The sequence below is a fragment of the Acinetobacter sp. WCHAc060025 genome, from assembly GCF_004209355.1.
Classification (GTDB): domain Bacteria; phylum Pseudomonadota; class Gammaproteobacteria; order Pseudomonadales; family Moraxellaceae; genus Acinetobacter; species Acinetobacter wuhouensis.
Genome location: NZ_SGSX01000002.1, coordinates 79,544 through 102,765 on the forward strand (window position 1 = coordinate 79,544; position 23,222 = coordinate 102,765).

Sequence of the window (23,222 nt, forward strand, 5' to 3'; positions counted from 1 at the left end):
GAAATTATAAAGCACATAATAAAACTATATTTTTTTGAAAAAATGCGAGGAGTTTGCAGGACAAAGCTTTCGTGGCGCGTATGATACCATTGTCTAAGAAAAAATGAGCAAGAAAACTACATTTTTTTTCATTTTTTTATAGTTTTTTTCAATCTTAAGGGTGAATGATTACGAATTCATACTCATCAAAACTATTTCTCGGTTGTTTGATTACAAATTTGAACGGATAAGGGCTATTTTGAGGAATCCGTTTTATGCCTTGCAAACTATCAATCAAATATTCATCAGAAGTTATGATCGAGGTATTAACAACGTTTCCTTTATCTTTAAGCGTTAACTTTAATATTGGAAGTTCTAAGCTTTTAGAATACTGATTGTTAATTTGTCCTGTAAATTGGGTTTGCTGATGGTTGAGCGAAATAACTTTAATATTTTGAACTATGACTTTTTTATAACGTTGATCAATGGTGTCACAACGTAATATAGCGCATGTTTTTGTGAAAATTGAATTAACGATCGGGTACTGGTCTGTTAGTTTTGGATTGAACCATACGATTTGAAATAACAGTACGCTGAACAGCGCAAGATTGATCAGGCTCCAAACTGCATAATAGAGTACGCTTTTAGACGAAGAACTATCTTGTTTGGGCTTATGTATGCCTTGTGCAAGATTTAAGCTTGGTATGACATTGATTGGTTCATTATTAAAGTAATTTAAGTTATTCAAATATGTTTTTAAATCAATATTTGAATTTTCAACTTTACGTTTAAAAATATCGTAAATAGTGAATTCAGCTTCTTTATTCTTAAAGAAAAAATCTTGGGGTTCTTCAAAATAAGTGATTGTGTGATCAATATTAGTATCAATAGGCGGTGTTTTTTGTAAATGCAGTAGGGCATTAAAATCATGTGAACATTTTGGGCAACAAACCATTCCCTGCGCAACAGTAAGCTGAGTTACTGATACTTTATAAATAGATGCACAATTTGGGCAAATGGTTTGTTTTTCAGCCATAGATATGATTATTTCATAGGATTAAAATTTTTTACGTGATCCTGAAATTCGACACCAAGTTTCGTCACGTTTCTCAACTTCTACTATATCAAAAAATTCAGAATAAACACTAGATACATCAGTTACTTGCTCTTCAATTACACCAGCGAGTGCGAATTCTCCCTCAGATTTAATTAAAGTTGAGAATTCTTCTGCAAGTGACATCAGTGGTCCTGCAAGAATATTGGCAACTAAAATATCTGCTTGTTTATCTTTAAATTCTGCATTGAACTCTTCAGGAAGCCCAACGTATAGATTTTCAAGTACACCATTGAGTTCAGCATTTTGTTGGGTTGCTAAAACTGCTTGCGGATCAATATCCGTTGCATAGACTTTTTTAGCACCGAGAAGCAGTGCAGCAACACCTAAAATACCTGAACCACAACCATAGTCGATGACGATTTTATCTTTAACATCTGTTTTGCCTAACCATTGTAAGCAAAGAAATGTTGACGCGTGGTTTCCTGTACCGAAAGCTAAACCTGGATCAAGTTTAATATTGACTGCATCTGCTTCAGGTGCTTCCATCCATTCTGGAACAATCCAATATTTTTCAGCAATCTGAATGGGTTCATAGGCATCCATCCAAGTACGTTCCCATTCTTGGTCTTCTAAGAATTCACTACGCATTGGTTCAGTTGGAAGTTGAGTGCGAATAAAAGTTTCTAAAGCAGCGACATCAATCGTTTCATCATCTTCTTGCGCATAAATGCCAGTGACAATGACTTTATTCCAAAGTGGCGTTTCACCAGGAAGTGGTTCTAGTAAATCTTGGTTCTCAGCATCATCCAGAGTCACACTGACTGCACCTAAAGAGCTTAACAATGTTTCTGTAAAATCAACTTGAGCTTGTTCTACTGTAATATGGATTTGTAACCACTTCACGGGAAAGACCTAAATCATTTTCTTAAAAACGCATATTGTAGCCGAAACAGGCAAGTTACGCCTATATTCCTGTAGAAATAAAAAATGGACGTTGAAACGTCCATTTTAAATCAGTGCTATTTCTGATGCTGAATTTGTACAAAGCTTTATTATCACTGAGCTATGCCATTTTTTGTACGGTTTCTTTGTCGGCAAGTTTGGAAATGAGGAATCCGAATAGAGCAGCGAAAATGTACATAAAAATAGAATAGACTGCGGCAGGCATCGCAACCGTGCTATTGGCAATCACAGTTAAGGCAATCGTCATCGCTAAAGTGCTGTTGTGAATGCCAATTTCAAAGGCACAAGCACGTGCTTGCGCACTATTAATCCCCATGAGTCGTGGTACAAAATAACCAATCACTAAACTACAAATACAGAAAATGACTGTAGCGAAACCGACTTGGGTGAGGTATTGCAAAATATTTGCACGTTCTTTTGCGATTGCTCCGATGATAATTAAAACTAAAAATAGGACGGAAAATATACGCAAAGGTTTATTTAATTTCTCACTGAAATGAGGTGCAAAGTGGCGTATTAACATGCCAATACACACTGGAATTAGAATAATCGCAAAAACTTGAATGATCTTGCTGAATTGCATACTAATTTGTTGACCATCATTCATAAAATATTGAATCGAGAAATTTACAATCAACGGTAAAGTAAATGCTGCAATCACTGAATTAATGGCTGTGAGTGTAATATTGAGCGCAATATCGCCCTTAAATAAATAGCTAAATAAATTTGCAGTACTTCCCCCTGGTGATGCTGCGAGTAGCATTAAGCCGACTGCCAGTAAGGGAGGCAATGCCAATACTTTACAAATAATAAAGGCAATTCCAACAAGCAGAACCAATTGACAAAATAGAGCAATCAATACTGCTTTGGGATGTTTGGAAACTCGGGCAAAGTCTTTGGGTGTAAGTTCGAGACCTAAGCCAATCATGATGATAGCTAAGGCAAGCGGAAGCATGATCGTAATAATCCCTGAATCCATATTTTCATCCTTAATTTGTTATTTTATATAGGTTAAAGTTGTTTGAAGAATCATCCAGATTCACTTTGAGTGTAATAGAAATAATTGAATTAGAAAATAAAAAATAATTAGAAAATTAGAGTACAGACGAACTTCACTTTTTAAAGCATAAAATTTAAAGTATAAAAAAGGACTCATCAATGTGAGTCCTTCCATTTTTAGGTCAGTAAAAACGATGAATAAATTCTACAAAGTTGAAATGATCTTATTGAGCTGACGGTGGGGCAGGTGCATCTGTTGCAGGTTGTTCACTTGCTTGAGGTGCAGATTGCTCAACAGGTGCTTCTGGTGCAGCCGCAGGAGCAGGTTGCGTAGCAGGCACAGCTTCTACAGCGGGCTTATTGGCAATGGCATCATCTGCGGCTGGAGGTGCAACAGCTGCTGAAGAACCGCCCGCAGGTGCAGGGAAGCTAAATTGAAGTTTGCCACTTTCATTTGGTAAGCATGCACCATTATAAGTGACACCTTTATTGGCATAAGTGACCCAATCCCCCTCTTTTTTCTTAGCACAGACTTGGATTTGCTTTTTAATTTCAGCTTTACTGGCATTTTCTTCCTCAGCATGTGCCGTAGATAAAGCAACACAAGTCAGTAATGAGCTAACCATCAGCTTAGACACTATATTTTTCATATTCCTAATCCTTATATTCATTGAAAATTTATTTGTCTGAGTGGTTTTTATCCTAAAGCTGTTTTATGTTCAGTTAAATTCGATTTGTGAAGACTTACTGCAACGGTCTGTTTATCTTATGTAGTCTCTGTAAAGTATTGTTTATTGGCTTAGTCTGGCGATTTAGCCCAATAAATTTGTAAAACTGCCTAAAACTTAAATCAAAATTTTGTTATAATTTTCTGTCATTCTTTTTCTCCTAATATTACCACTATGCATTATCCTAAAGTTTACGATGTCATTGTTATCGGCGGCGGTCACGCAGGTACGGAAGCGGCACTTGCTGCGGCACGTATGGGTCGACAGACTTTACTCCTTACTCATAATATTGAGACTTTAGGGCAGATGAGCTGTAACCCAGCGATTGGTGGTATTGGTAAATCACACTTGGTGCGTGAAATTGATGCTTTAGGCGGTGCAATGGCACTTGCAGCTGACAAAGGTGGTATTCAATTCCGTATTCTCAACTCCCGCAAAGGTGCGGCAGTTCGTGCTACACGTGCGCAAGCAGACCGTATTCGTTATAAAGCAGCGATTCGTCATACTTTAGAAAATCAAGCCAATTTGGATATTTTCCAGCAAGCAGCGGATGATTTAATCGTTGAAGGCGATACCGTTAAAGGTGTTGTGACCCAAATGGGGATTCGCTTTGATGCGAAAACTGTAGTCTTAACAACGGGTACTTTCCTTGGTGGTGTGATTCACGTCGGTTTAAACAATTCATCAGGTGGTCGTGCGGGTGATCCTCCTTCAATTTCACTGGCGGCACGTTTACGTGAATTGAATTTACCTGTTGGTCGTTTAAAAACGGGTACACCACCACGTATTGATGCACGTTCAGTCGATTTCTCTGTAATGACACCGCAACCAGGTGATTTCCCATCACCAACCATGTCATTCATGGGCGATGTGTCAATGCATCCTGAACAAGTGAACTGCTATATCACGCATACCAATGAACGTACGCACGACATTATCCGTGGTGGTTTAGATCGTTCACCAATGTATACCGGTGTGATCGAAGGCGTAGGCCCACGTTATTGCCCATCAATTGAAGATAAAATTCATAAATTTGCCGATAAAAACTCGCATCAAGTATTCTTAGAACCTGAAGGTTTGGATACACATGAGCTTTATCCAAATGGTATCTCGACTTCTTTGCCATTTGATGTGCAGTTTGAGTTGGTTCGTTCGATTCGTGGTATGGAGAATGCGCACATTCTTCGTCCAGGTTATGCAATTGAATATGATTATTTCAACCCGCAATCTTTGAAATTCTCTTTAGAAACAAAATCAATCAATAACTTGTACTTCGCGGGTCAAATCAACGGTACAACAGGTTATGAGGAAGCAGGTGCACAAGGTTTATTGGCAGGTCTAAATGCTGCTCGTCGTGCATGGGATCAAGAGCAATGGACACCAAAACGTGATGAAGCGTACATGGGCGTACTTGTTGACGATCTTATTACTTTGGGTACGAAAGAACCGTACCGTATGTTCACTTCACGTGCGGAATATCGTTTGATGTTGCGTGAAGACAATGCTGATCAGCGTTTAACAGCTATTGGTCGTGAAATGGGTCTTGTGGACGATGAGCGTTGGGATTCTTACTGCCAAAAAATGGAAGCTGTAGAGAAAGAAACAGGTCGTTTGCAACATCTTTGGGCTGCACCGAATAATCCTTTGGGTAAAAAATTCGTTGAATTGACTGGCGATGATCTGTCTAAAGAAACCAATGCGATTGATTTGTTAAAACGTCCGAATATTAATTTCTCTCAAATTGCTGAAATCACAGGTTCTGAAGTGTCAGCATTTGTCGGTGAGCAAATTGAAATTGCGGTGAAATATGCGGGTTATATTAACCGTCAGCAAGAAGATGTTGCGCAAATGAAGCGTTTGGAAGATACCCGTATTCCTGCTGATTTTGATTATGATGTGGTTTCTGGTCTTTCTCGTGAAATTACCTTGAAATTGAAAGATGTTCGTCCTGAAACTTTAGGTCAAGCAAGCCGTATTCCAGGTGTTACACCTGCGGCAGTTCAGTTGGTGATGATTACGATTCGTAAGAATAATCAAACTAAAAAATCTGCTTAAGATTTTTTAGTTTTAAGAAGCTCGCGTAATGCGGGCTTTTTTATTGTCGCTATTTTTGATATTGAAAGGCTTGAATATATTACAATATAGTGTCACTATAACAATATATAATTTGTTCAAATAATTGACGTGTAGAAATATGAGCAGACAAGATTAAATCAAAGGCGCAATTTACGGTTTACTAATTGGTGATGCAGTGGGTGTACCGTATGAATTTAATTTACCCGAACAACTACCTGTCTATGATCAAATTGATATGATCACACCAAATGGCTTTGTAAAAACCTATCCTAATATTGCTTTTGGAACATGGTCAGATGATGGCGCTCAAGTGTTATGTTTATTAGATTCATTGCTTTATAAAAATAAATTCGATGTTGAAGACTTTATGAATCGAATCTGCAATTGGTATCAACATGGTTATATGGCTGTTGATTACCAAGTGTTTGATGTGGGTATACAGACATCGTCTGCAATTAATCTGTATTTAAATGGCGTTCCATTGGAAAAAGTTGCCAAAAATGATGAGTTATCGAATGGTAATGGTTCGCTGATGCGAGTATTGCCTCTAGCATTGTGGCATCAAGGAACAGATGAAGAATTAATTCAAGATGCTTATGCACAATCGCATATTACCCACGCTCATTTACGTTCAAAAGTCTGTTGTGCACTGTATTGTTTATGGGTGAGATCTATATTAAATGGTTTGGATATTAATGAAGGGTGGAAGAAGGCTGTAGCAATTTTACGTGAATATTATCAAGACAAACCTGAAGACTTGGAACAGCTCGAACTATATATTCAGCCAGATGAAGAGGGAGTACATACAGGCAGTGGCTATGTCGTGGATTGTTTGAAATCGGCTCGTTTTGCATTGCAACAACCGACTTATCAAGATGTTGTGAAAACAGCGATTTCACTAGGTCGAGATACAGATACCACGGCTTGCGTCGCAGGCGGAATTGCAGGTTTGTACTATGGTTCTGAGGCAATTCCAAAAGTTTGGGCTGAACAATTAAGTGGTAAAGCGCTTGTAGAACCTTTGCTGAATAAATTACTGAAGCATGTGTCTTCATCTATTTAAAATCTAAACAGATTGATCGGTTGATTCAGGATTTTTAATACTGAATAGATTTAAGTGATTACATGATCATTTATAGCTTTTATTAAATTAAGTATTTGAATACTAGGTAGAAATAAGTGGTTTATCTCTGATAACTATCAATAAACTCGCTTTGAAGTCTTATTTCGCTAAGAAATTACGGTATTTATTTGTAGAAACCCGACCTTTGTCGTGCTATTTCTCCTCGGTATTTGATTTCACAATAGTCGAGCAAATTACTCGGTCATGTAATTTGTTCACTATTGATGGAGATCAATCATGGCACATGAACAGTCAACAAAGGTGCAAAAAATACTCACCGTATTTTTATGTTTCTGGGTCGCCTTCTTTGAAGGATTCGATTTACAAGCACCCGGCATCGCAGCAAAAGGAATCGCAGCGACATTTGGCTTAGACCAAGTGCAAATGGGCTATGTCTTTAGTTTAGGTGTATTCGGAATGCTCTTTGGCGCATTCTTCGGTGGACGTATCGCAGATTATTTAGGGCAAAAGAAAGTATTGATGCTGTCTATCGCCATATTCGGTGTTTTTATGACACTCACTGCAATTGCCTCAAATGTAGAGATTTTATATGCAGCACGTTTCTTTACAGGCTTAGGTCTAGGTGCTGCAATGCCAACCATGATTTCAGTGGTAGGCGATGAAGCAACTGAAGCCAATCGCGGTAAATTAAACAGCTTAATGTATTGCGGTTTACCTGTAGGCGCAATTTTTGTCGCAGGATTGGGTATTTTATTCAAAGATATTTCTTGGCATACCTTATTCTTGATAGGTGGGATTACACCATTGCTACTCATTCCATTTATGGCAATGATTTTAAAAGACAAACGAAAAGAACAAGTGGTTGCAGTGGATGAACATGTTCCTGCAATGACAGAAATTTTATTTAAAAATAATACCTATAAACAAACGTTACCACTCTGGGTGAGTTTCTTTTTCACTCTAATGGTGAATTATATTCTGATCAGTTGGTTGCCAAACCTACTCATGGAACAAGGCTTAGAAAAGCAACAAGCTTTTATGATTATGTTGATTTTCCAAGTCGGTGCTGTGATTGGGACTTTAGGTTTGGGTTATTTATTAGATCGTCTTAAATTGTGGCAAATGGCGGTAATTATCTATACAGGTTTATTTATTGCGGTATTGATTTTATTCACCACAAAATCAATTCCATTGCTGATTTTCGCAGGGCTGATCGGTGGTATTTTCTCTACGGGTGGGCAGTCGATTCTTTATGGTATTTCACCGATTTTCTATACACCAACAGGAAAAGTCACAGGCGTGGGGAGTGCGATTTCACTTGGACGTTTGGGTGCAATGACTGGGCCTTTATTAACAGGGAAAATCCTTGCCTTAGGTTTAGGTACGACAGGTATTCTCGTGGCAAGTGCGCCAGGGATTGTGTTGTCTGCAATTGCAGTTACAGCATTATCGACATATAAAGCGAATAAGAAATAATCTTATATTGGATGATGTCATTGAATTGATAATATAAGCGATCATTTAAATGGTCGCTTTTTTATTTATAAGATAAAAATATCAGGATAATTGTTTAATATAAATTAAGAATAAAATTTCAAAATTGCTTATTTCACAATCAAAATAAAATATTCTAAATTAAAACTACATTCAAACGAGAGGTGAAAACCATGACTATGAAGAGCATTCGTTACAATACTGCTGAACTAGCATGCTGCTTAATGTGATGTTCAATTCTCCAATGAAAACTCATGTCTTGTGGACATTTGCAAAGATGTGACATGAGTTTTAAATAAGCGCAAAACAATAAAATTTAAAAAAGAATGAAAATAATAAACAATTAAGAGCCGAAAGGCTCTTTTTTTATTGTTTTGAATTTAGAGATTCTATGAACAGATTGCACTAAAAATCATTCAATTTCATGAACGGCATTGAATACTTCAACAGGTTCAATTCGTACAATTTTTTTACCAAAACTTCTGAGCCACCAAACCAGTTGCGAAGTAAAAGGCACAACAGCACTGACTTGATAAAGTTGTTCATTTAACTGTTCAACTTTTTGCTCTTTACTGAGTTGGCTTTCAGTAAAGTAGAGTGCATCATCTTCGTGCATCACCAGTTTTAATTCAACATTTTCAGTTGGCTTTGAAAAATCAACCCTAAAGCCTAAAGCACCTGAATCAATATATTCATCAATATCAAATTGAACAGGGTGTAATGCGCGAGTGTCTAAAACAGTTGCAGATTTAAAACGATGCAGTGCAAAAGTTTGAACTTCAGTTTTATCATGTCGAGTACAAATCAAATAAATAATTGCACCTTTTTGAACCAAGCCTAATGGATTGAGTGTATAGGTTTTTTCCTCACCTTGATGTCCGCGTGAACGATAAACACATTCAATTTGTTTGTCTTGCAATAAACCTTCATAAATCGACTGTTGCGCTTGACGCTCAACGAGAGGGGGAATAACAGGCTGACTCGCAGGAACGATCCGAACACGGTTGATCCATTGGCGAACATTGTTCTGAGTTGAAAGACTACGTCGTGCCAAATCAAACCAAGGATTCATTTCATCAATCAAACTTGGTGGCAATAAATGTTTTAAGTGTTCTTCGACCATCATAAAGGTGACCGCTTGTGAGCTAGTCATGTGCGGTAAGCTTTGAATCGGTGCATCTGAGCGCCAGCGCCAGCCTTGGGGAACAGTTTTATTGCTCTCAATCGGGAAACGTTGTGCGATTTGATTGAGATCACGTTGAATGGTTCTCAGGCTGATTTCAATGCCCTCGCGTTCTAAGGTTTCTTGTAATTCCCTCGTACCCAACCATTTACCCGTAGATAAACGAGAGAGAATTTGCCATTGGCGGTAAAGGCTATTGGAAGTTTCTTTTTCTTGTGCAGACATGATCGCTATCGTTTAAATCGTGAAAGGTTAAGGAATTAAATCAGTTACACAATAGAAAATTCAGCATCGTTCTGCAAGTTATATCCTAAATTTATCTGTTTAATTATTGAAAAAATTGACTAAAAAATTTTGAAACATGTTCGATCAAAACTTGTATTGAGCTGAAGTTCAAACAATGAATTAATAAATATTCTCCTTATTGTTTAAGTCATAATTTACCTAAAGTTCACAGCTCACATGCACTTTGGCATTGATATTGCTTAATAAACTATACCAAATAGAACATAAAAGAGGTTTGTATGCTAAAAGAAACGCTAGATACAAATTCACCGAAAGATCATTATTCTGAAAATTTTACTTTGCCTGTGATTGAGCAAACAGATACACAAACGACGCGCGCTAGACAGCAACAAACGAGTCAGATTCAAGAGGTTGTACAATTCATCGATGTGCAGCAACCCACACAACATTTGCTCAAACAAATGGATTCTATTTTTTTCAATGAAATGACGGATGATCAAGCTCTATCACCTGAAACAGCTGAAAAAATAGAGGATTGGTTATCAAAGCACAGTATTTATGAACTTGAAAAGTTAAATGAATCAGCAAAATCACATTTTTTACATCAAGGTATTACATTTGCGGTTTATGGTGAAAAATCTGGAATTGACAGAACAATTCCTTTTGATCTAATTCCACGTGTGATTGCAAAACAGCAATGGAACAAAATAGCTGCTGGATGTACGCAAAGAATTCAAGCTTTGAATTTATTTCTTGCGGATATTTACCATCAACAACATATTTTAAAAGAGGGTTTGATTCCAGAGTTACAGGTGCTGTCACATGAAGCCTATCAACCGACGATGTTAAATAATACGCTAAATGGCAATATTTACAGTCAAATCAGTGGAATAGACATTGTTCGAGATCGTCATGGGGATTTCTTTGTACTCGAAGATAATTTGCGTACACCATCGGGTGTGTCGTACATGCTTGAAAGTCGTAAAATGAGCCAAAAACTCATGCCTGATTTGTGTAATCAAACAGTTGCAGGTATCGAACAATACCCACAATTATTGCGTGAAATATTGGCTGAAAATTCTAAAGTCGATGCGCCAATGATCGTTGTACTCACGCCTGGTCGCTATAACAGTGCGTATTATGAACATGCTTTTCTTGCAAGGGAAATGGGTGTGCCATTGGTGACATCACGTGACCTTTTTGTTGAAAACGACAAGGTTTATGTGAAAACCATCCGAGGACGTCAACAAGTTGATGTAATTTATAGACGACTTGATGATGGGTTTTTAGATCCGTTGAGCTTTAGACCTGACAGCACTTTGGGTGTTGCAGGGCTCATGTCAGCATATATTAGTGGTCATGTGGTGATTGCCAATGCACCTGGAACTGGCGTTGCGGATGACAAATCAATTTATCCTTATGTGGATAAAATGATTGAATATTATCTCAATGAAAAGCCCATTTTATGCAATGTGCCTACTTATCAATGTCGTGAAGCAGAAGCTTTAGATTATGTTTTGGCAAATCTTGATAAGTTGGTCGTGAAAGAGGCGCAAGGCTCTGGTGGCTACGGTATGTTGATCGGCCCTAAGGCATCTGAGCAAGAAATTGATTTATTTAAAATCAAATTGATGAGTTCACCATCAGCCTATATAGCGCAACCCACTTTGGATTTATCTGTTGCACCAACATTATCTCATCAAGGTATAGCTGAACGACATATTGATTTAAGACCATTCATTTTAAGTTCTCCAGAACGGGTGGAAATTGTTCCAGGGGGCTTAACCCGTGTTGCGATGCAACAAGGCTCATTGGTGGTCAACTCATCACAAGGTGGTGGAATTAAGGACACATGGGTGATTGATGAATTTTCAATTTAGCCCACGCCCATAACCTCAACCAAAGGAGCGAGAACATGATTTTACTCAGTACAAATGCACAAAATATATTTTGGTTAGGTCGTTATTTAACACGTATACAATATTTATGTAGCCAATATCCATTTAAAACCAATGAATTGGCTTTAGATTATGCACATGCATTCTGTTTGCCTGCATTTGATGCCAGTTCATTGAATGAATTAATTTTAGATTTTGAACAACCTGCGTCGTTTCATCAGCAATTCATTTGTGCAAAAAATAATATTCATGATTTGCGTGGTGTGATTTCCGCACAATCTTTTGCTGCACTCAATCAATTATTGCAACAAGCTGAACAAAATGCAGGATTTATTTGCGATGTCTGTGAGGAATGCAATGACGTCTTAGAAGCTGAAGAAGACGAATTATTATTTCTATTTTTTAGTTTAGGGCAAAAAATGGAGCAACTGGATCGTAACTTACGTTTAAATCAAAATCATTCAGTGACCCTAATGCAGTTGGATGGTTTGATTCGCAGTTTAGATCAGGAAGGAATGAGTAGTTTGCCTGATGTTTGGTTGGAACTTAAACAACAGCCAAATCGTGCGAATTATTATCATTTTAGTGATCATATTGATTCATTATTTGAATTGGATCGCCTATGAAGCTCATGATTAATCATCAAACACATTATCAATATACTGAATGGGCAAAGAATAGTATTCAGTATATCAAGATGACGCCACAATCAAACATACACCAACATGTGACAGCGTGGCAGGTGAGTGTGCCGGGGGTGACACAACTGAAGCGTGATGCTTTTGATAATGTCTGGTTGACCAGTTCGCAGTCTGAGCCTTATCAACAAATGTTGATTATGGCACAGGGGTTTGTTGAGATTAATTTACACAATCAGTTTGGGGTTTCCGATCAATTATCACCCATGCTGTATTTGCAACCGACTGTGGCAACTTTATGTAATACAGAAATGCTGGATTTTGCAAAATCGCATGTGCCGATAATTACCGTATCGAATTTTAAAAAACTTGCTGCAGCATTATTGAGTTATATGCCGTATATCAGTGCCAGTACGACAGTGATGCATACAGCAATGGAGTCTTTCACTGACCGACAAGGGGTATGCCAAGATCATAGCCATGTATTGATTGCGATGGCGAAAGCCTTAGGTGTCCCCGCACGTTATGTTTCAGGTTATTTGCATGTCAATCAGCAATCTCACCTAGCTAGTCATGCATGGGCAGAAGTCTATTTGGATGGTGCTTGGCATGTTATGGATGTGAGTAACCAACTTTTTCGTCCAGATTCACATGTTTATGTAGCAGTTGGACGTGATTATTGGGATGTTGCCCCTGTGCGTGGCATGCGTCAGCTAGGTGGAATTGAAACCATGTACTCTATCGTTCAAGTGCTTGCATGTTAATCTGATGAGTGTTAAATAGTCTAAACACTTGCAAAAGTGTGATTTATTTCAAATTTAAGACGTTGTTGTAAAAGGTAATTCTATGACGTATTGCTGTGCATTAAGGCTCAAAGATGGTTTGGTATTCATTAGTGATACAAGAACCAATGCAGGTGTAGATCATATTTCAGTATATCGAAAACTGTATACATTTGGGGTGCAGAATGAGCGTTTCATTTGCATTCAAACGTCTGGAAATTTGGCAACAACTCAAGCAGTCATCGGGCATTTGCAAAATCATTTAGCACTTAAACAAGAACCCAATTTATACAGTGTAAATACCATGTTTGAGGTTGCGGGTTTGGTGGGGCAGATTCTACGTAAAGTGATCGCAGATGTAACCGAAGATACGCAAGAGCAAAGCAATTATTTCTGTAGTTTATTGGTCGGTGGTCAGATCAAGGGCGAGGAAATGCAGTTGTATAATATTTACCCACAAGGGAATTTTATCTCTGCGACCAGTGATACGCCGTATTTTCAGATTGGTGAAAGTAAGTATGGTAAGCCTATTTTAGATCGTGCTCTAAGTTATGACATGCCTTTAGATGAAGCTTTACGTTGCAGTTTAATTTCTTTTGATTCTACTTTGCGTTCCAATGTTTCTGTAGGCATGCCATTGGATACTTTGGTCTATCAAAAAGATTCTTTTGTGATTCCGCAAGGAAAAAGAATCAATGAAGATGAACCTTATTTTCAGAATATCAGTAAGCAGTGGTCTGAAACCTTGAAAAAGGGTTTACAGGATTTGCCAAAACCGAATGATGATTTTTTTCAGTGAATGGGATACTTTATTTTTATCAATAAATTAGAGAGCTATGCTAACTCAAAAGATTGTTCAAGAAGTCTTATAAATGAACTTAATCGAATTCTTGCATAAATTATAAAATATATTGGAAATTCCTTCTCTTGCGCCATATATGGCTCAGGGAGAAGGTTAGGATGAGGGGGCTTTTATAGAAGCTTAGGATGAGGGTGTTAAAACCCCTCATCTTTTTTATAAAGCTCAGATTTGCTTACGAACAGGGCGATTGCTCATACGACACAGCAATTCATAACCAATCGTCCCATTGGCTTCAGCTACATCATCGACTAAGCGATCCTTACCCCAAAGTTCAACTTCAGTGCCTAAAGGTGCATTTAAACTTGTGACATCAATCGCAATCATATCCATTGCCACTCGACCAATCACACGAGTTGGTTTGCCATTGATTGCCACATAGTTTTGCTTTGGAAATGCACGTGGATAACCATCACCATAACCAATAGACACAATGGCGATATTCATCTCAGTGTCTGCAACAAATGTTGAACCATAACCAACTGATTCACCTGCTTGAATATGATTTAAAGCAATAATTTCCGCAGTAAACGTCATGACAGGTTTGATGTCTAAATCATTGGCAGACTTATCGGCAAAAGGTGATGCACCATAGAGCATGATGCCTGGACGAACAAAGTCAAAGTTAAGTTCTGGCCATTTAAATATCGCAGCTGAGTTACAGCATGACGCCATAATTGGATCACAGGCTTCTTTGACATCTAAAAATTGATTTTTTTGTTGCTCATTGAGCGGATGATCTTCTGCATCAGCATTGGCAAAGTGCATTGCAAGTACGCAAGTAAAACCGTCTGCTTTGAGTGAGTTAATCACATCAATAATTTCAGGGACTTTAAAACCTAAGCGATTCATGCCACTGTTGAGTTTCACCCAGACTTTTAATCCTTTGGCAATGTAGGCATCTTTTTGAGTGCGTAACCAATCTAACTGTACTTGCTGATGGACGACGACTTCAATGTTATTTTCAACCACCACAGCCATTTCATCGGCACTGAAAATACCTTCGATTAAGGTAATCGGCTGTTGATAGCCCAATGCACGAATTTCTAAAGCTTCTTCAAGGCAGGCAACACCGAATGCATCCGTTTCAGCTAAGGCGGCTAAACAGTCTTTTACGCCGTGCCCATAGGCGTTGGCTTTGACCATGCAGACAATTTTAGCAGTTGGGGCAAGTTGTTTAACACGGTTTAAATTATATTGCAGCGCTTTACTGTCAATATAAACTGTTGCTTGGCGCACCCTGATTACTCCTTCAGGAAGATTAAAAACATAAACGTGCAGTCTAAGCTGCACGTCATTTGGAGAATATCAAATATTGTTGAGGATTTTCCAATGCTGTCTATTGTATGCCGATCAACTTGAAATAAACATCAACATTTATGTTTTTGATCATGATTTGACTTAAGATCGAAATTTTTGTGAAAATTGCTTCTGAACATAATTTGTAAAAATTTCAGACTTTATTTTTAATATAAAATTGTACATTTTATAAACATGATATTTTGAAAGGGTAGTAGAAAGATGGGAGCATGGTCACACGAACCATTTGGTAATGACACCGCCTGTGATTGGGCGGCTGAATTAGAGGAAAGCACGGGCTTTGTGGTGATAGAGCAAGCTTTAGATCAGGTCATTGCAGATAAAAATGAAGATTTTATTGATGCGGACGATGGCAGTATTGCGCACGCGGCAGCGGAAGTGTTGGCTCAAATCACGGGTCAGGGTACACAGGATCTGGATTTTCTGGATGGTGTGAGTCAGTGGATTGATCAACTGGATGCACGACCTCCTACTGCGCTGATTCAGAAAGCCATCATCGTTATTGATATCCTGACACAAGAAAATTCTGAACTCGATGAGTTGTGGCAAGATTCTGATGATTATGAAGAATGGACACAAAACTTAAATGAACTGAAAGCAATATTAAAAAATGCATCATAAACTTAGATATACCGAATAAATTAATGATACGTATCTCTTACTATATTGGATTATGTGTATTATTTTTTACGCAGACAGTTTTGGCATGTATGCCACACTCACCAGATGATGTATTTATTGCACGGTTTCAAAGCTCACAAGCTATGAATCATGAGAATACAAATTTCGCTGTAGTGCTCAGCTCAGATCAATTTATTTTTCGTTCATGGTCGGATATATTTAAATATGCTAAACCGAAACAATGGCATAGCGCATTTTTAAGTCAACATGTTGCAAAAGACAGTTTAATCATTGGTTTAGCTTATGCGCCTGATGGTGGGAAGCCTGAGCAATATCAGATCGCTTCATTTGCAGAACTGAGTTGTGAGAATGATCAGTTGAGTATTTCTAAACCGATTGAGCCATTTTTAGCGTGGAATAAACAAACAGCAAATTGTGCCTTGGGAGATCGGAAAGACACAGGAATTCTGGACGGTTTTTTAGAACATGATCAGGCTTATTATCTTGCGAAACTACAACAGAAATATCTAGGCTGTCAGCAGTTAAACAAGGCATTTCCACCACTTGAAATGAATGATCATCCTCAACATTCACAAGCGATATCGGGTTGGAAATTGTGGTGGGAAAGGCTGATCAACTGGTTTAAGTCGTAGTTTTGAAAATATCAGCCTGAATATAAAACGGTAAATTAAAGCCCACTTATGAAACAAAGAGCAGGGAATCCCTTACTCTTCATCATCATATTGCGCATAGTATTCAGGGGATAAGTTACTGAAACGAGTATATTGACCTTCAAAAGCTAAACGCACTGTACCAATTGGACCGTTACGCTGTTTACCAATAATAATTTCTGCTGTACCTGCTTCTTTCGATTCTTTGTTATACACCTCATCACGGTAAATAAACATAATCAAATCGGCATCCTGCTCGATCGCACCAGATTCACGTAAGTCTGACATCACAGGGCGTTTATTTGGACGGTTCTCCAAAGAACGGTTGAGCTGAGACAGTGCAATAACAGGGCACATCATTTCTTTGGCAAGCGCTTTTAAGCTTCGTGAAATTTCACCAATCTCACCAACACGGTTATCGCCCATACCTGGAACTTTCATGAGCTGAAGATAATCGACCATGATACAACCCAACTTACCGCCGTGTTGTTTGGCAATACGTCTTGCTCGCGCACGCATTTCCGTAGGCGGTAGGGCAGAAGAGTCATCTATATACAGATGCTTTTCTTGAAGTTGTAGGATTGTACCTGTCACTTTAGACCATTCATCACCATCCAATTTACCTGAACGTAAGTGACCTTGGTGGACTTTACCGTAAGCTGAAATCAAACGCATGGCGATCGAGTCAGCTGGCATTTCCATAGAGAACACAAGGGCAGGTAAGTCACAGTTAAATAAAACACTTTCGACCAAGTTCATCGCAAAAGTGGTTTTACCCATCGAAGGACGCGCAGCGACAATGATCATGTCACCCGCTTGCATTCCCGAAGTCTTATTATCAAGCTCGGTAAAACCTGTAGTTAAACCTGTGATATTACCATCGAGTTGTGACAACTCATTCAATTTATCGAATACGTCCGCTACAACTGAGGTAATCGGTTTAGGACCTTGCGCTTTGGCATTGTTATTATGTTGTTCCGCAATCGAAAAAATATTGGTTTCAGCAAGGTCTAAAATTTCACTGACATCTCGACCTTTAGTGTCATAAGCATTTTGCAGAATTTCATTCCCAATTTTAATCATATTTCTTAAAGTCGCAAATTCTTTAATTTTAGCTGCATAGGTTTCGAGGTTATAAAAGCTTGATGGAGAATCTGCCATCAATTGCATTAAATATTCTTCACCACCAATGGCATCGAGTAGATTCTGTTTAATTAACCAGTCATTGACCAAAACAGCATCATAAGGTGAACTTTCTTGGGCAAGTTTTTCAATGGCACGGAAAATGTATTTATGTCGTGTCGCATAAAAGTCATTTTCATTCAAGGTATCGCTGACTTGTTCAAAAGATTCAGCAACAGTCATCAATGCAGCAAGCACAGCCTGTTCAATCGCCAAGTTATGTGGTGGCGTGCGAAATTCTTTTAATTGTTGTGCTGTGTCTGGTGACTTAGCATCTTTATTAAAATTATTTGATGAAGCTGTGGCGGTTGCCTGTGACATATAAGACCTTGATTTTAAATAATGTGTATGCGGTAAAAAAATTACTTACTTGATCAAGTAGGTATCTTAATGCAGCAGTCTGAAATTATCTAACGAGTATATTTGATAAGGGAGCATATCAAACTTACATAGGTAAATGGGGGAATGTTTGAAATTTTAAAGATAAAAAAAGAGCATACAAAAGTATGCTCTTTTTCTTGGTACGAAATTACTCAGATACGATAGTAACGAGAACTTCTGCAACAACATCATGGTGCAATTGGATTGCGATGTTGAATTCACCAGTGTTACGAAGCGCACCGTTAGGTAAACGTACTTCAGCACGGTCAACAACTAGACCAGCGTTAGTTAACGCGTCTGCGATGTCACGAGTACCGATAGAACCGAATAATTTACCTTCATCACCAGCTTTCGCAGTGATTACGATATTTACTTCGTTCAATTGGTCAGCACGTGCTTGAGCAGTAGCTAAAACTTCAGCTTCAGCTTTCTCAAGTTCTGCACGACGAGCTTCAAAAGCAGCAGTGTTAGCTTCAGTAGCAGCAACTGCTTTACCTTGAGGGATAAGGAAGTTACGGCCGTAACCAGCTTTAACTGATACTTTATCGCCTAATTTACCAAGGTTTTTAATGCGTTGTAATAAGATAATATCCACGGCTCAACCTCACTTATGATTGTCAGTGTAAGGAATCAACGCTAAATAGCGAGCTTGTTTGATAGCAAGCGCTAATTGACGTTGGTAACGAGCTTTAGTACCTGTAATACGGCTAGGAACAATCTTGCCGTTTTCAGTGATGTACTGTTTTAAAGTGTCGATATCTTTGTAGTCGATGTACGTAACGTTCTCAGCTGTAAAGCGGCAGAACTTGCGACGACGGTAAAAACGTGCCATTGATGTTCTCCTTATGCTTCAACAGAATCTTGAGCTTGTTGTGCTTCTTCACGTTGAGCTTTACGCGCACGTTTTTCTTCAGCACTCTTAGCGAGTAAAGATTCTTCAGTGATAGCGTGTTCACGACGGATAATTACATTACGAAGGATTGCATCGTTATAACGGAACAATTCTTCTAATTCATTAAGCGTAGTTTGACCACATTCGATGTTCATCAAAATGTAGTGCGCTTTGTGGATTTTGTTAATTGGGTAAGCCAATTGGCGACGGCCCCAATCTTCAAGACGGTGAATTTGACCTTCAGCATCTTTAATGTGAGAGATATAGCGTTCTACCATACCTACCACTTGATCGCTTTGGTCTGGGTGTACCAGAATTACGATTTCGTAGTGACGCATTGTCAGCTCCTTACGGTTTATGCAGCCCCATCCAAAAATGAATGAAGCAAGGAGTCATAATCTTAAGTTAACTGAAACAGCTAACAGATTAAGCCGCAAAATTTGCGAGGTGGTATTATAGGCATAACACCATTGAATTACAATCTAAATAAACGGTGTTTCGCTGTACTATTTTGTGGTTTCTAAAACTTTTTGTACCAAATCACAATTTAGTTTAGGCGGGTTGATTTCATAAGCCACGATTTTTTGGCGATCTTCATGGAAAATGCGATCATTTTTTAATTGAAAGTCACTATTATTACTATACCAACGGAAATTAGGTAAGGATTGGTACGGGTCTTCAGATAAAAAAGTATATTTTTGATTGATTACCACATCGCGAGCCAGAGATTTGTAAAATCCTAGGCGAATATTACCTTTCCACTGGATTTGATCTATACGATCTTGCTGATTAAGAGGAAGTGTATTGATTTCTACACGAGCTTGATAATTCATGACTTCAAAAAATAGAAAAAACGGAGCACCACCGCTAGAGAAAACATATTCTTTACCATTGCACATAATCCACTCATTTAAATAGTTTTTTTCTAAAGCGGTATACACAGTTCTTTCTTGATCAGTTAATTGTTCAAAAGTAACTTTTTTGTATTTTACTGGTGGAAAATCCCATAAATCTTCATCGCGATTGATTGTTGATACTTGATAGATATTCGCCCTTAAAGCATCTTGTAATTTTGTACTTGAACTCTTTGAAGCAGGGGCTTTATTCTCAGAAATTGGGGCTGTAATTGCGGATGATTCTGAAGGTTTGGTGTCCAAATTTTTTTGAGGCGGATTTGTGCTACATCCTTGTAATATCAACATTAAACAAAGTGTTCTTTTTAGCATGCTTATTTCCATGAGTTTAAAATAATAAAATCTATTGTATGAGAGATCGTAAGTTTGAAGTGGTGATATTCATTATTTAAAAAATGGCTAGTTTTTCAGCAAAAATACCACATAACCTTTAAAATTTGGATCAGCTTTAAAGTTTAAATTCGGATTCCATTCACCATGCTGAACAAGCCCAATTTTGTAGGGCAATCGAAGTGTTGAAACTTTCTTTAAATATTGCTGATAATTCGAAATCGTGGTTGAACCCTGATAAGTCTGAATCACCATTTCATCAATATTTTCTCTAAATAGCCTAAGCGTATTTTGATCTTGAATATTGGTCCAATCCATTAAACTGGTAATACTGAGTTGATATTGTTTCGGCAATAGCTTTCTAAGTTTTTGAAGAAAAAGGGCATATTCATTCAAGTTCTTAGTTCGTGCATCAAAGTCGATTTGTATGCCTTGAATATCATTGCCTGAGTTTTCCCATTGTCGAACACGTTTTAAAATTTGATCTAATTCATGGGTTTGCCAATTCAAATGATGATTTCTAAACACGAGCCAGACTTTTTGGTGAGGTAATTTTAAAATTCCTGTGCCTTGTGGAATCAAAGTGGATTGTCGTGTCTTTTTATCTACTCGAACTTCGCCTTGAAGAATATAAATATCTTTGGCTTTGGCTAAATAGGGCGCGGATTTAATATCGCCCCAAATCCAAAAAGCATCATAATCATTTGCATTAACATGATGATTTGAAGAAGCAGATTGACTCGGCTGACATGCAATAATGCTCAAGCAACAAAGTGATAGCCATAAAAACCGAATCAATCTTTTTGACATTGAAACTACCAATAATATTTCAAAGATTTAGCCCAAGTGGTATTTGGATAATCTTGTTTGATTTGGTCGTACCATTGTTTACGGACAGTTTTAGGTACTTCTTTATCATTACAATCATTCATACCGCTCGGTGAATAACACATGATGGCACGATATAGGGCATAGGCATGTAATTCACCTTTAGTGCTTGATTTAATAATTGATTTATAAACATCACCGCGAGCAAATTCGCCTTTATCCTCTTGGTTTGAAGTGTTCTCCCCATTCATTTGATAAGGAAAACCATGATGACCAGTTCGAACATATTCACCCATACAGACATTTAACAGTGGATCTTTGGGAGATTTTTCTAATTGACTGGTCAATGTCGGTAAATTGGAACATTTGAGTTGTTGTGTAATGGTTGTGCCATTCCAAACAAAATCGGCAAAGGGTGGTTTTTCTTTATATTTATCAGAACTTTCATAATCTTTATATTGCACAGCATCTTTTGGTAGCTGACTATAGTATTGATTAAACAAGGCATAATTTTGTTGATTCAACGATTTATGCAGTAAGGTGTAAATGGCTGCCTGTTTTTGATCAGTTGTTGCAACATTATTCTGAATGATATTTTGCAAAGATTTATCATTGGCTTTATAGAGGATAAAGCGCTTTTGTAAATTGATTTGGCTAATCAAAGGTTTTTTGCCAATAAATGCATTTGCATCTTGTTTGGCATTTAAATGATTGGACAGCGCTGTTTCAAATAAGCCACGCTGATAAGTATTTTTCGATTTATTGAGTAGTTGTGACCAATATTGTTCAGCTTGCGTAGGATTGGTTTTTTCTAAGATTTGACCTTTTAAAAAGGCTTGGCTCAGTTGAACATATTGATTTAAATCATTGCTATCTGATAAATATTTTGAAGCTTCTTGTGGCTTTTTCTGTACATAAAATAAATGCACAGCTTGTAAATGTTTAAACAACTCAGGTTGATTTTTAAAACTTTCTTTTTGCGCATTCAACTGCGTCCACGTTATCGGCTTATAACCTTCGGCAGAAGAATCGCGCATTTGCATGAGATCATAAGTTGCCAATAAAAATGGATCATTCAAATTTTTAACATTGAAATATTGACTACCAAAAACGCGACGGTCAATTTCGGCAGGGAACTCATTGACATCAAGATTGTAGTATTTGGATTTCGGATTGTTGATTTGCCAAATAATTTCATTGACCAATAAATCTTGTCGACCTGTAAGCCAAAATCCACGACGCATAAATCCACGAGCACTGGCAGCATATTGACCATTTGGATAAGCTTTGAGATAAGCTGTAATGTTATCTAAAAACTGCTTCAGTAAAGTTTTATTAATTTTATCTAAATCTACATCACCATATTGGTTGGTTCCTGTTGCATAGGCTGAATTTAAACTTGAGCGAATCAACATATATTGCGAAGTTTCTTTGAGCCATGCATCATCTACAGTGGATAGTACTGAATATATCTTCGTCGCTGTGGAAAAGTTAGCATTGTAAAATGCAATTGTCGCATTTAAATAGGAGGCATATTGTCGAGTAGTAGGTGACCATTGCGCATTGATTGGAATTAATGGAATTTTATTGGTACATTCTGAAATTTTATTACGTTCAGCGATGAGAGCCTGTTTCTCAGATGCAGATATATTTTTATTATTTTGAACTTGAGTAATGAAACTGGTTTTACCATTGGCTAAAGTATTGCAACGTTCATCATAACCTTTTTGATCATTTGCAAATTTAATACGTTGGTTGGTAATCCGATTTTCTGCAGAAGGAACGCCTTCAAAAGGTGTTTGACCATACGCGGATGTCCATAACTCAGTATCGGGTTGACGCGGTTTAATATTCGCCAAGCCTAAATCACTGAGCAATAGCAGCATATTGGTTTGGTTGTCATTACTTGGAACAAGAACGGGTAAATTACTACACTTATTGTAGCTGTCACCATTTAAATAAAAATCAGGCTCACAAATGTCTTCAGCACCTGCATGCACAGTAGCGCTATAAAATAAAAAAGGTAGGGTGGAACTGAATAGGATTTTATAAATGAACTTAGTTTGAGTCTTCATTGAAAATGTGAAAGTTGTAATT

22 protein-coding genes are annotated in these 23,222 nt (G+C 37.7%); 9 read left to right on the top strand and 13 right to left on the bottom strand.

From position 1 onward, the window contains the following. Nucleotides 1-154 precede the first annotated feature (154 nt). The 4 genes from EXE09_RS01985 to EXE09_RS02000 all read right to left on the bottom strand — a co-directional run bounded on the left by EXE09_RS01985 (nucleotide 155) and on the right by EXE09_RS02000 (nucleotide 3,648). Nucleotides 155-1,015, bottom strand: coding sequence for a zinc-ribbon and DUF3426 domain-containing protein (locus tag EXE09_RS01985; RefSeq protein ID WP_087552759.1), 861 nt, complete (start codon nucleotides 1,013-1,015; stop codon nucleotides 155-157). Between the two features lie 21 nt (nucleotides 1,016-1,036). Then, complete coding sequence (gene prmA, locus EXE09_RS01990; protein WP_130116159.1) at nucleotides 1,037-1,939, bottom strand: 50S ribosomal protein L11 methyltransferase; 903 nt, start codon at nucleotides 1,937-1,939, stop codon at nucleotides 1,037-1,039. 160 nt (nucleotides 1,940-2,099) lie between these two features. After that, the gene (locus tag EXE09_RS01995) at nucleotides 2,100-2,978 is read right to left on the bottom strand and encodes a bile acid:sodium symporter family protein (protein ID WP_130113152.1); all 879 of its coding nucleotides are present in this window, start codon (nucleotides 2,976-2,978) and stop codon (nucleotides 2,100-2,102) included. A 244-nt stretch (nucleotides 2,979-3,222) separates the two neighbouring features. Next, a complete protein-coding gene (locus EXE09_RS02000; protein WP_130116160.1) occupies nucleotides 3,223-3,648 on the bottom strand; it encodes a hypothetical protein in 426 nt (141 codons plus the stop codon). Between the two features lie 252 nt (nucleotides 3,649-3,900). On the opposite strand from EXE09_RS02000, the gene mnmG reads away from it, so the two are divergent. From mnmG to mhpT, 3 genes are all read left to right on the top strand, one after another. Beyond that, nucleotides 3,901-5,781, top strand: coding sequence for a tRNA uridine-5-carboxymethylaminomethyl(34) synthesis enzyme MnmG (gene mnmG, locus EXE09_RS02005; RefSeq protein ID WP_130116161.1), 1,881 nt, complete (start codon nucleotides 3,901-3,903; stop codon nucleotides 5,779-5,781). A gap of 157 nt (nucleotides 5,782-5,938) precedes the next feature. Then, a complete protein-coding gene (locus EXE09_RS02010; RefSeq protein ID WP_228257147.1) occupies nucleotides 5,939-6,865 on the top strand; it encodes an ADP-ribosylglycohydrolase family protein in 927 nt (308 codons plus the stop codon). A gap of 297 nt (nucleotides 6,866-7,162) precedes the next feature. Then, on the top strand, nucleotides 7,163-8,362 hold the full coding sequence (gene mhpT / locus EXE09_RS02015) for a 3-(3-hydroxy-phenyl)propionate transporter MhpT (RefSeq protein WP_130116162.1): 1,200 nt from the start codon (nucleotides 7,163-7,165) through the stop codon (nucleotides 8,360-8,362). Between the two features lie 430 nt (nucleotides 8,363-8,792). On the opposite strand, the gene EXE09_RS02020 is transcribed toward mhpT, so the two are convergent. Further along, nucleotides 8,793-9,788 carry a helix-turn-helix transcriptional regulator gene (locus tag EXE09_RS02020; RefSeq protein ID WP_068976227.1) on the bottom strand — a complete coding sequence of 332 codons (996 nt, stop codon included), beginning with the start codon at nucleotides 9,786-9,788 and terminating at the stop codon, nucleotides 8,793-8,795. A 299-nt stretch (nucleotides 9,789-10,087) separates the two neighbouring features. Between EXE09_RS02020 and EXE09_RS02025 the strand changes: the two genes are divergently transcribed. The 4 genes from EXE09_RS02025 to EXE09_RS02040 all read left to right on the top strand — a co-directional run bounded on the left by EXE09_RS02025 (nucleotide 10,088) and on the right by EXE09_RS02040 (nucleotide 13,926). Next, nucleotides 10,088-11,689 (top strand): circularly permuted type 2 ATP-grasp protein, encoded by a 1,602-nt coding sequence (locus EXE09_RS02025; RefSeq protein ID WP_130116163.1) that lies wholly within the window; start codon nucleotides 10,088-10,090, stop codon nucleotides 11,687-11,689. A gap of 35 nt (nucleotides 11,690-11,724) precedes the next feature. Further along, a complete protein-coding gene (locus tag EXE09_RS02030) occupies nucleotides 11,725-12,333 on the top strand; it encodes an alpha-E domain-containing protein (RefSeq protein WP_068976225.1) in 609 nt (202 codons plus the stop codon). Further along, nucleotides 12,330-13,109 (top strand): transglutaminase family protein, encoded by a 780-nt coding sequence (locus EXE09_RS02035; RefSeq protein WP_130116164.1) that lies wholly within the window; start codon nucleotides 12,330-12,332, stop codon nucleotides 13,107-13,109. The genes EXE09_RS02030 and EXE09_RS02035 overlap by 4 nt, the downstream gene beginning before the upstream one ends. Nucleotides 13,110-13,191: 82 nt before the next feature. Further along, nucleotides 13,192-13,926: a proteasome-type protease gene (locus EXE09_RS02040; protein ID WP_130116165.1), complete on the top strand. Its 735-nt coding sequence runs from the start codon at nucleotides 13,192-13,194 to the stop codon at nucleotides 13,924-13,926. Between the two features lie 225 nt (nucleotides 13,927-14,151). Here EXE09_RS02040 and alr read toward each other — a convergent pair whose 3' ends face one another. Beyond that, nucleotides 14,152-15,225 (bottom strand): alanine racemase, encoded by a 1,074-nt coding sequence (gene alr / locus EXE09_RS02045; protein WP_130116166.1) that lies wholly within the window; start codon nucleotides 15,223-15,225, stop codon nucleotides 14,152-14,154. Nucleotides 15,226-15,507: 282 nt separating this feature from the next. Here alr and EXE09_RS02050 point away from each other — a divergent pair, with 282 nt between their 5' ends. Both EXE09_RS02050 and EXE09_RS02055 read left to right on the top strand, forming a co-directional pair. After that, the gene (locus EXE09_RS02050) at nucleotides 15,508-15,927 is read left to right on the top strand and encodes a DUF4259 domain-containing protein (protein ID WP_130116167.1); all 420 of its coding nucleotides are present in this window, start codon (nucleotides 15,508-15,510) and stop codon (nucleotides 15,925-15,927) included. Between the two features lie 23 nt (nucleotides 15,928-15,950). After that, entirely contained in the window at nucleotides 15,951-16,580 is a 630-nt protein-coding gene (locus EXE09_RS02055; RefSeq protein ID WP_323052790.1) for a hypothetical protein, read from the top strand. 72 nt (nucleotides 16,581-16,652) lie between these two features. On the opposite strand, the gene dnaB is transcribed toward EXE09_RS02055, so the two are convergent. From dnaB to EXE09_RS02090, 7 genes are all read right to left on the bottom strand, one after another. Further along, nucleotides 16,653-18,101 (bottom strand): replicative DNA helicase, encoded by a 1,449-nt coding sequence (gene dnaB / locus EXE09_RS02060; protein ID WP_130116168.1) that lies wholly within the window; start codon nucleotides 18,099-18,101, stop codon nucleotides 16,653-16,655. Between the two features lie 208 nt (nucleotides 18,102-18,309). Continuing rightward, nucleotides 18,310-18,756, bottom strand: a complete 447-nt coding sequence (gene rplI, locus EXE09_RS02065) for a 50S ribosomal protein L9 (RefSeq protein ID WP_068976218.1) — start codon at nucleotides 18,754-18,756, stop codon at nucleotides 18,310-18,312. 9 nt (nucleotides 18,757-18,765) lie between these two features. Beyond that, nucleotides 18,766-18,993: a 30S ribosomal protein S18 gene (rpsR, locus tag EXE09_RS02070; protein ID WP_004719336.1), complete on the bottom strand. Its 228-nt coding sequence runs from the start codon at nucleotides 18,991-18,993 to the stop codon at nucleotides 18,766-18,768. A gap of 11 nt (nucleotides 18,994-19,004) precedes the next feature. Further along, nucleotides 19,005-19,391 (bottom strand): 30S ribosomal protein S6, encoded by a 387-nt coding sequence (gene rpsF / locus EXE09_RS02075; RefSeq protein WP_068976217.1) that lies wholly within the window; start codon nucleotides 19,389-19,391, stop codon nucleotides 19,005-19,007. 168 nt (nucleotides 19,392-19,559) lie between these two features. After that, entirely contained in the window at nucleotides 19,560-20,291 is a 732-nt protein-coding gene (locus tag EXE09_RS02080) for a hypothetical protein (protein WP_130116169.1), read from the bottom strand. 75 nt (nucleotides 20,292-20,366) lie between these two features. Continuing rightward, nucleotides 20,367-21,107, bottom strand: a complete 741-nt coding sequence (locus EXE09_RS02085; RefSeq protein ID WP_130116170.1) for a DUF3142 domain-containing protein — start codon at nucleotides 21,105-21,107, stop codon at nucleotides 20,367-20,369. Between the two features lie 5 nt (nucleotides 21,108-21,112). Next, entirely contained in the window at nucleotides 21,113-23,200 is a 2,088-nt protein-coding gene (locus EXE09_RS02090) for a hypothetical protein (RefSeq protein ID WP_130116171.1), read from the bottom strand. Between the last annotated feature and the right edge of the window lie 22 nt (nucleotides 23,201-23,222).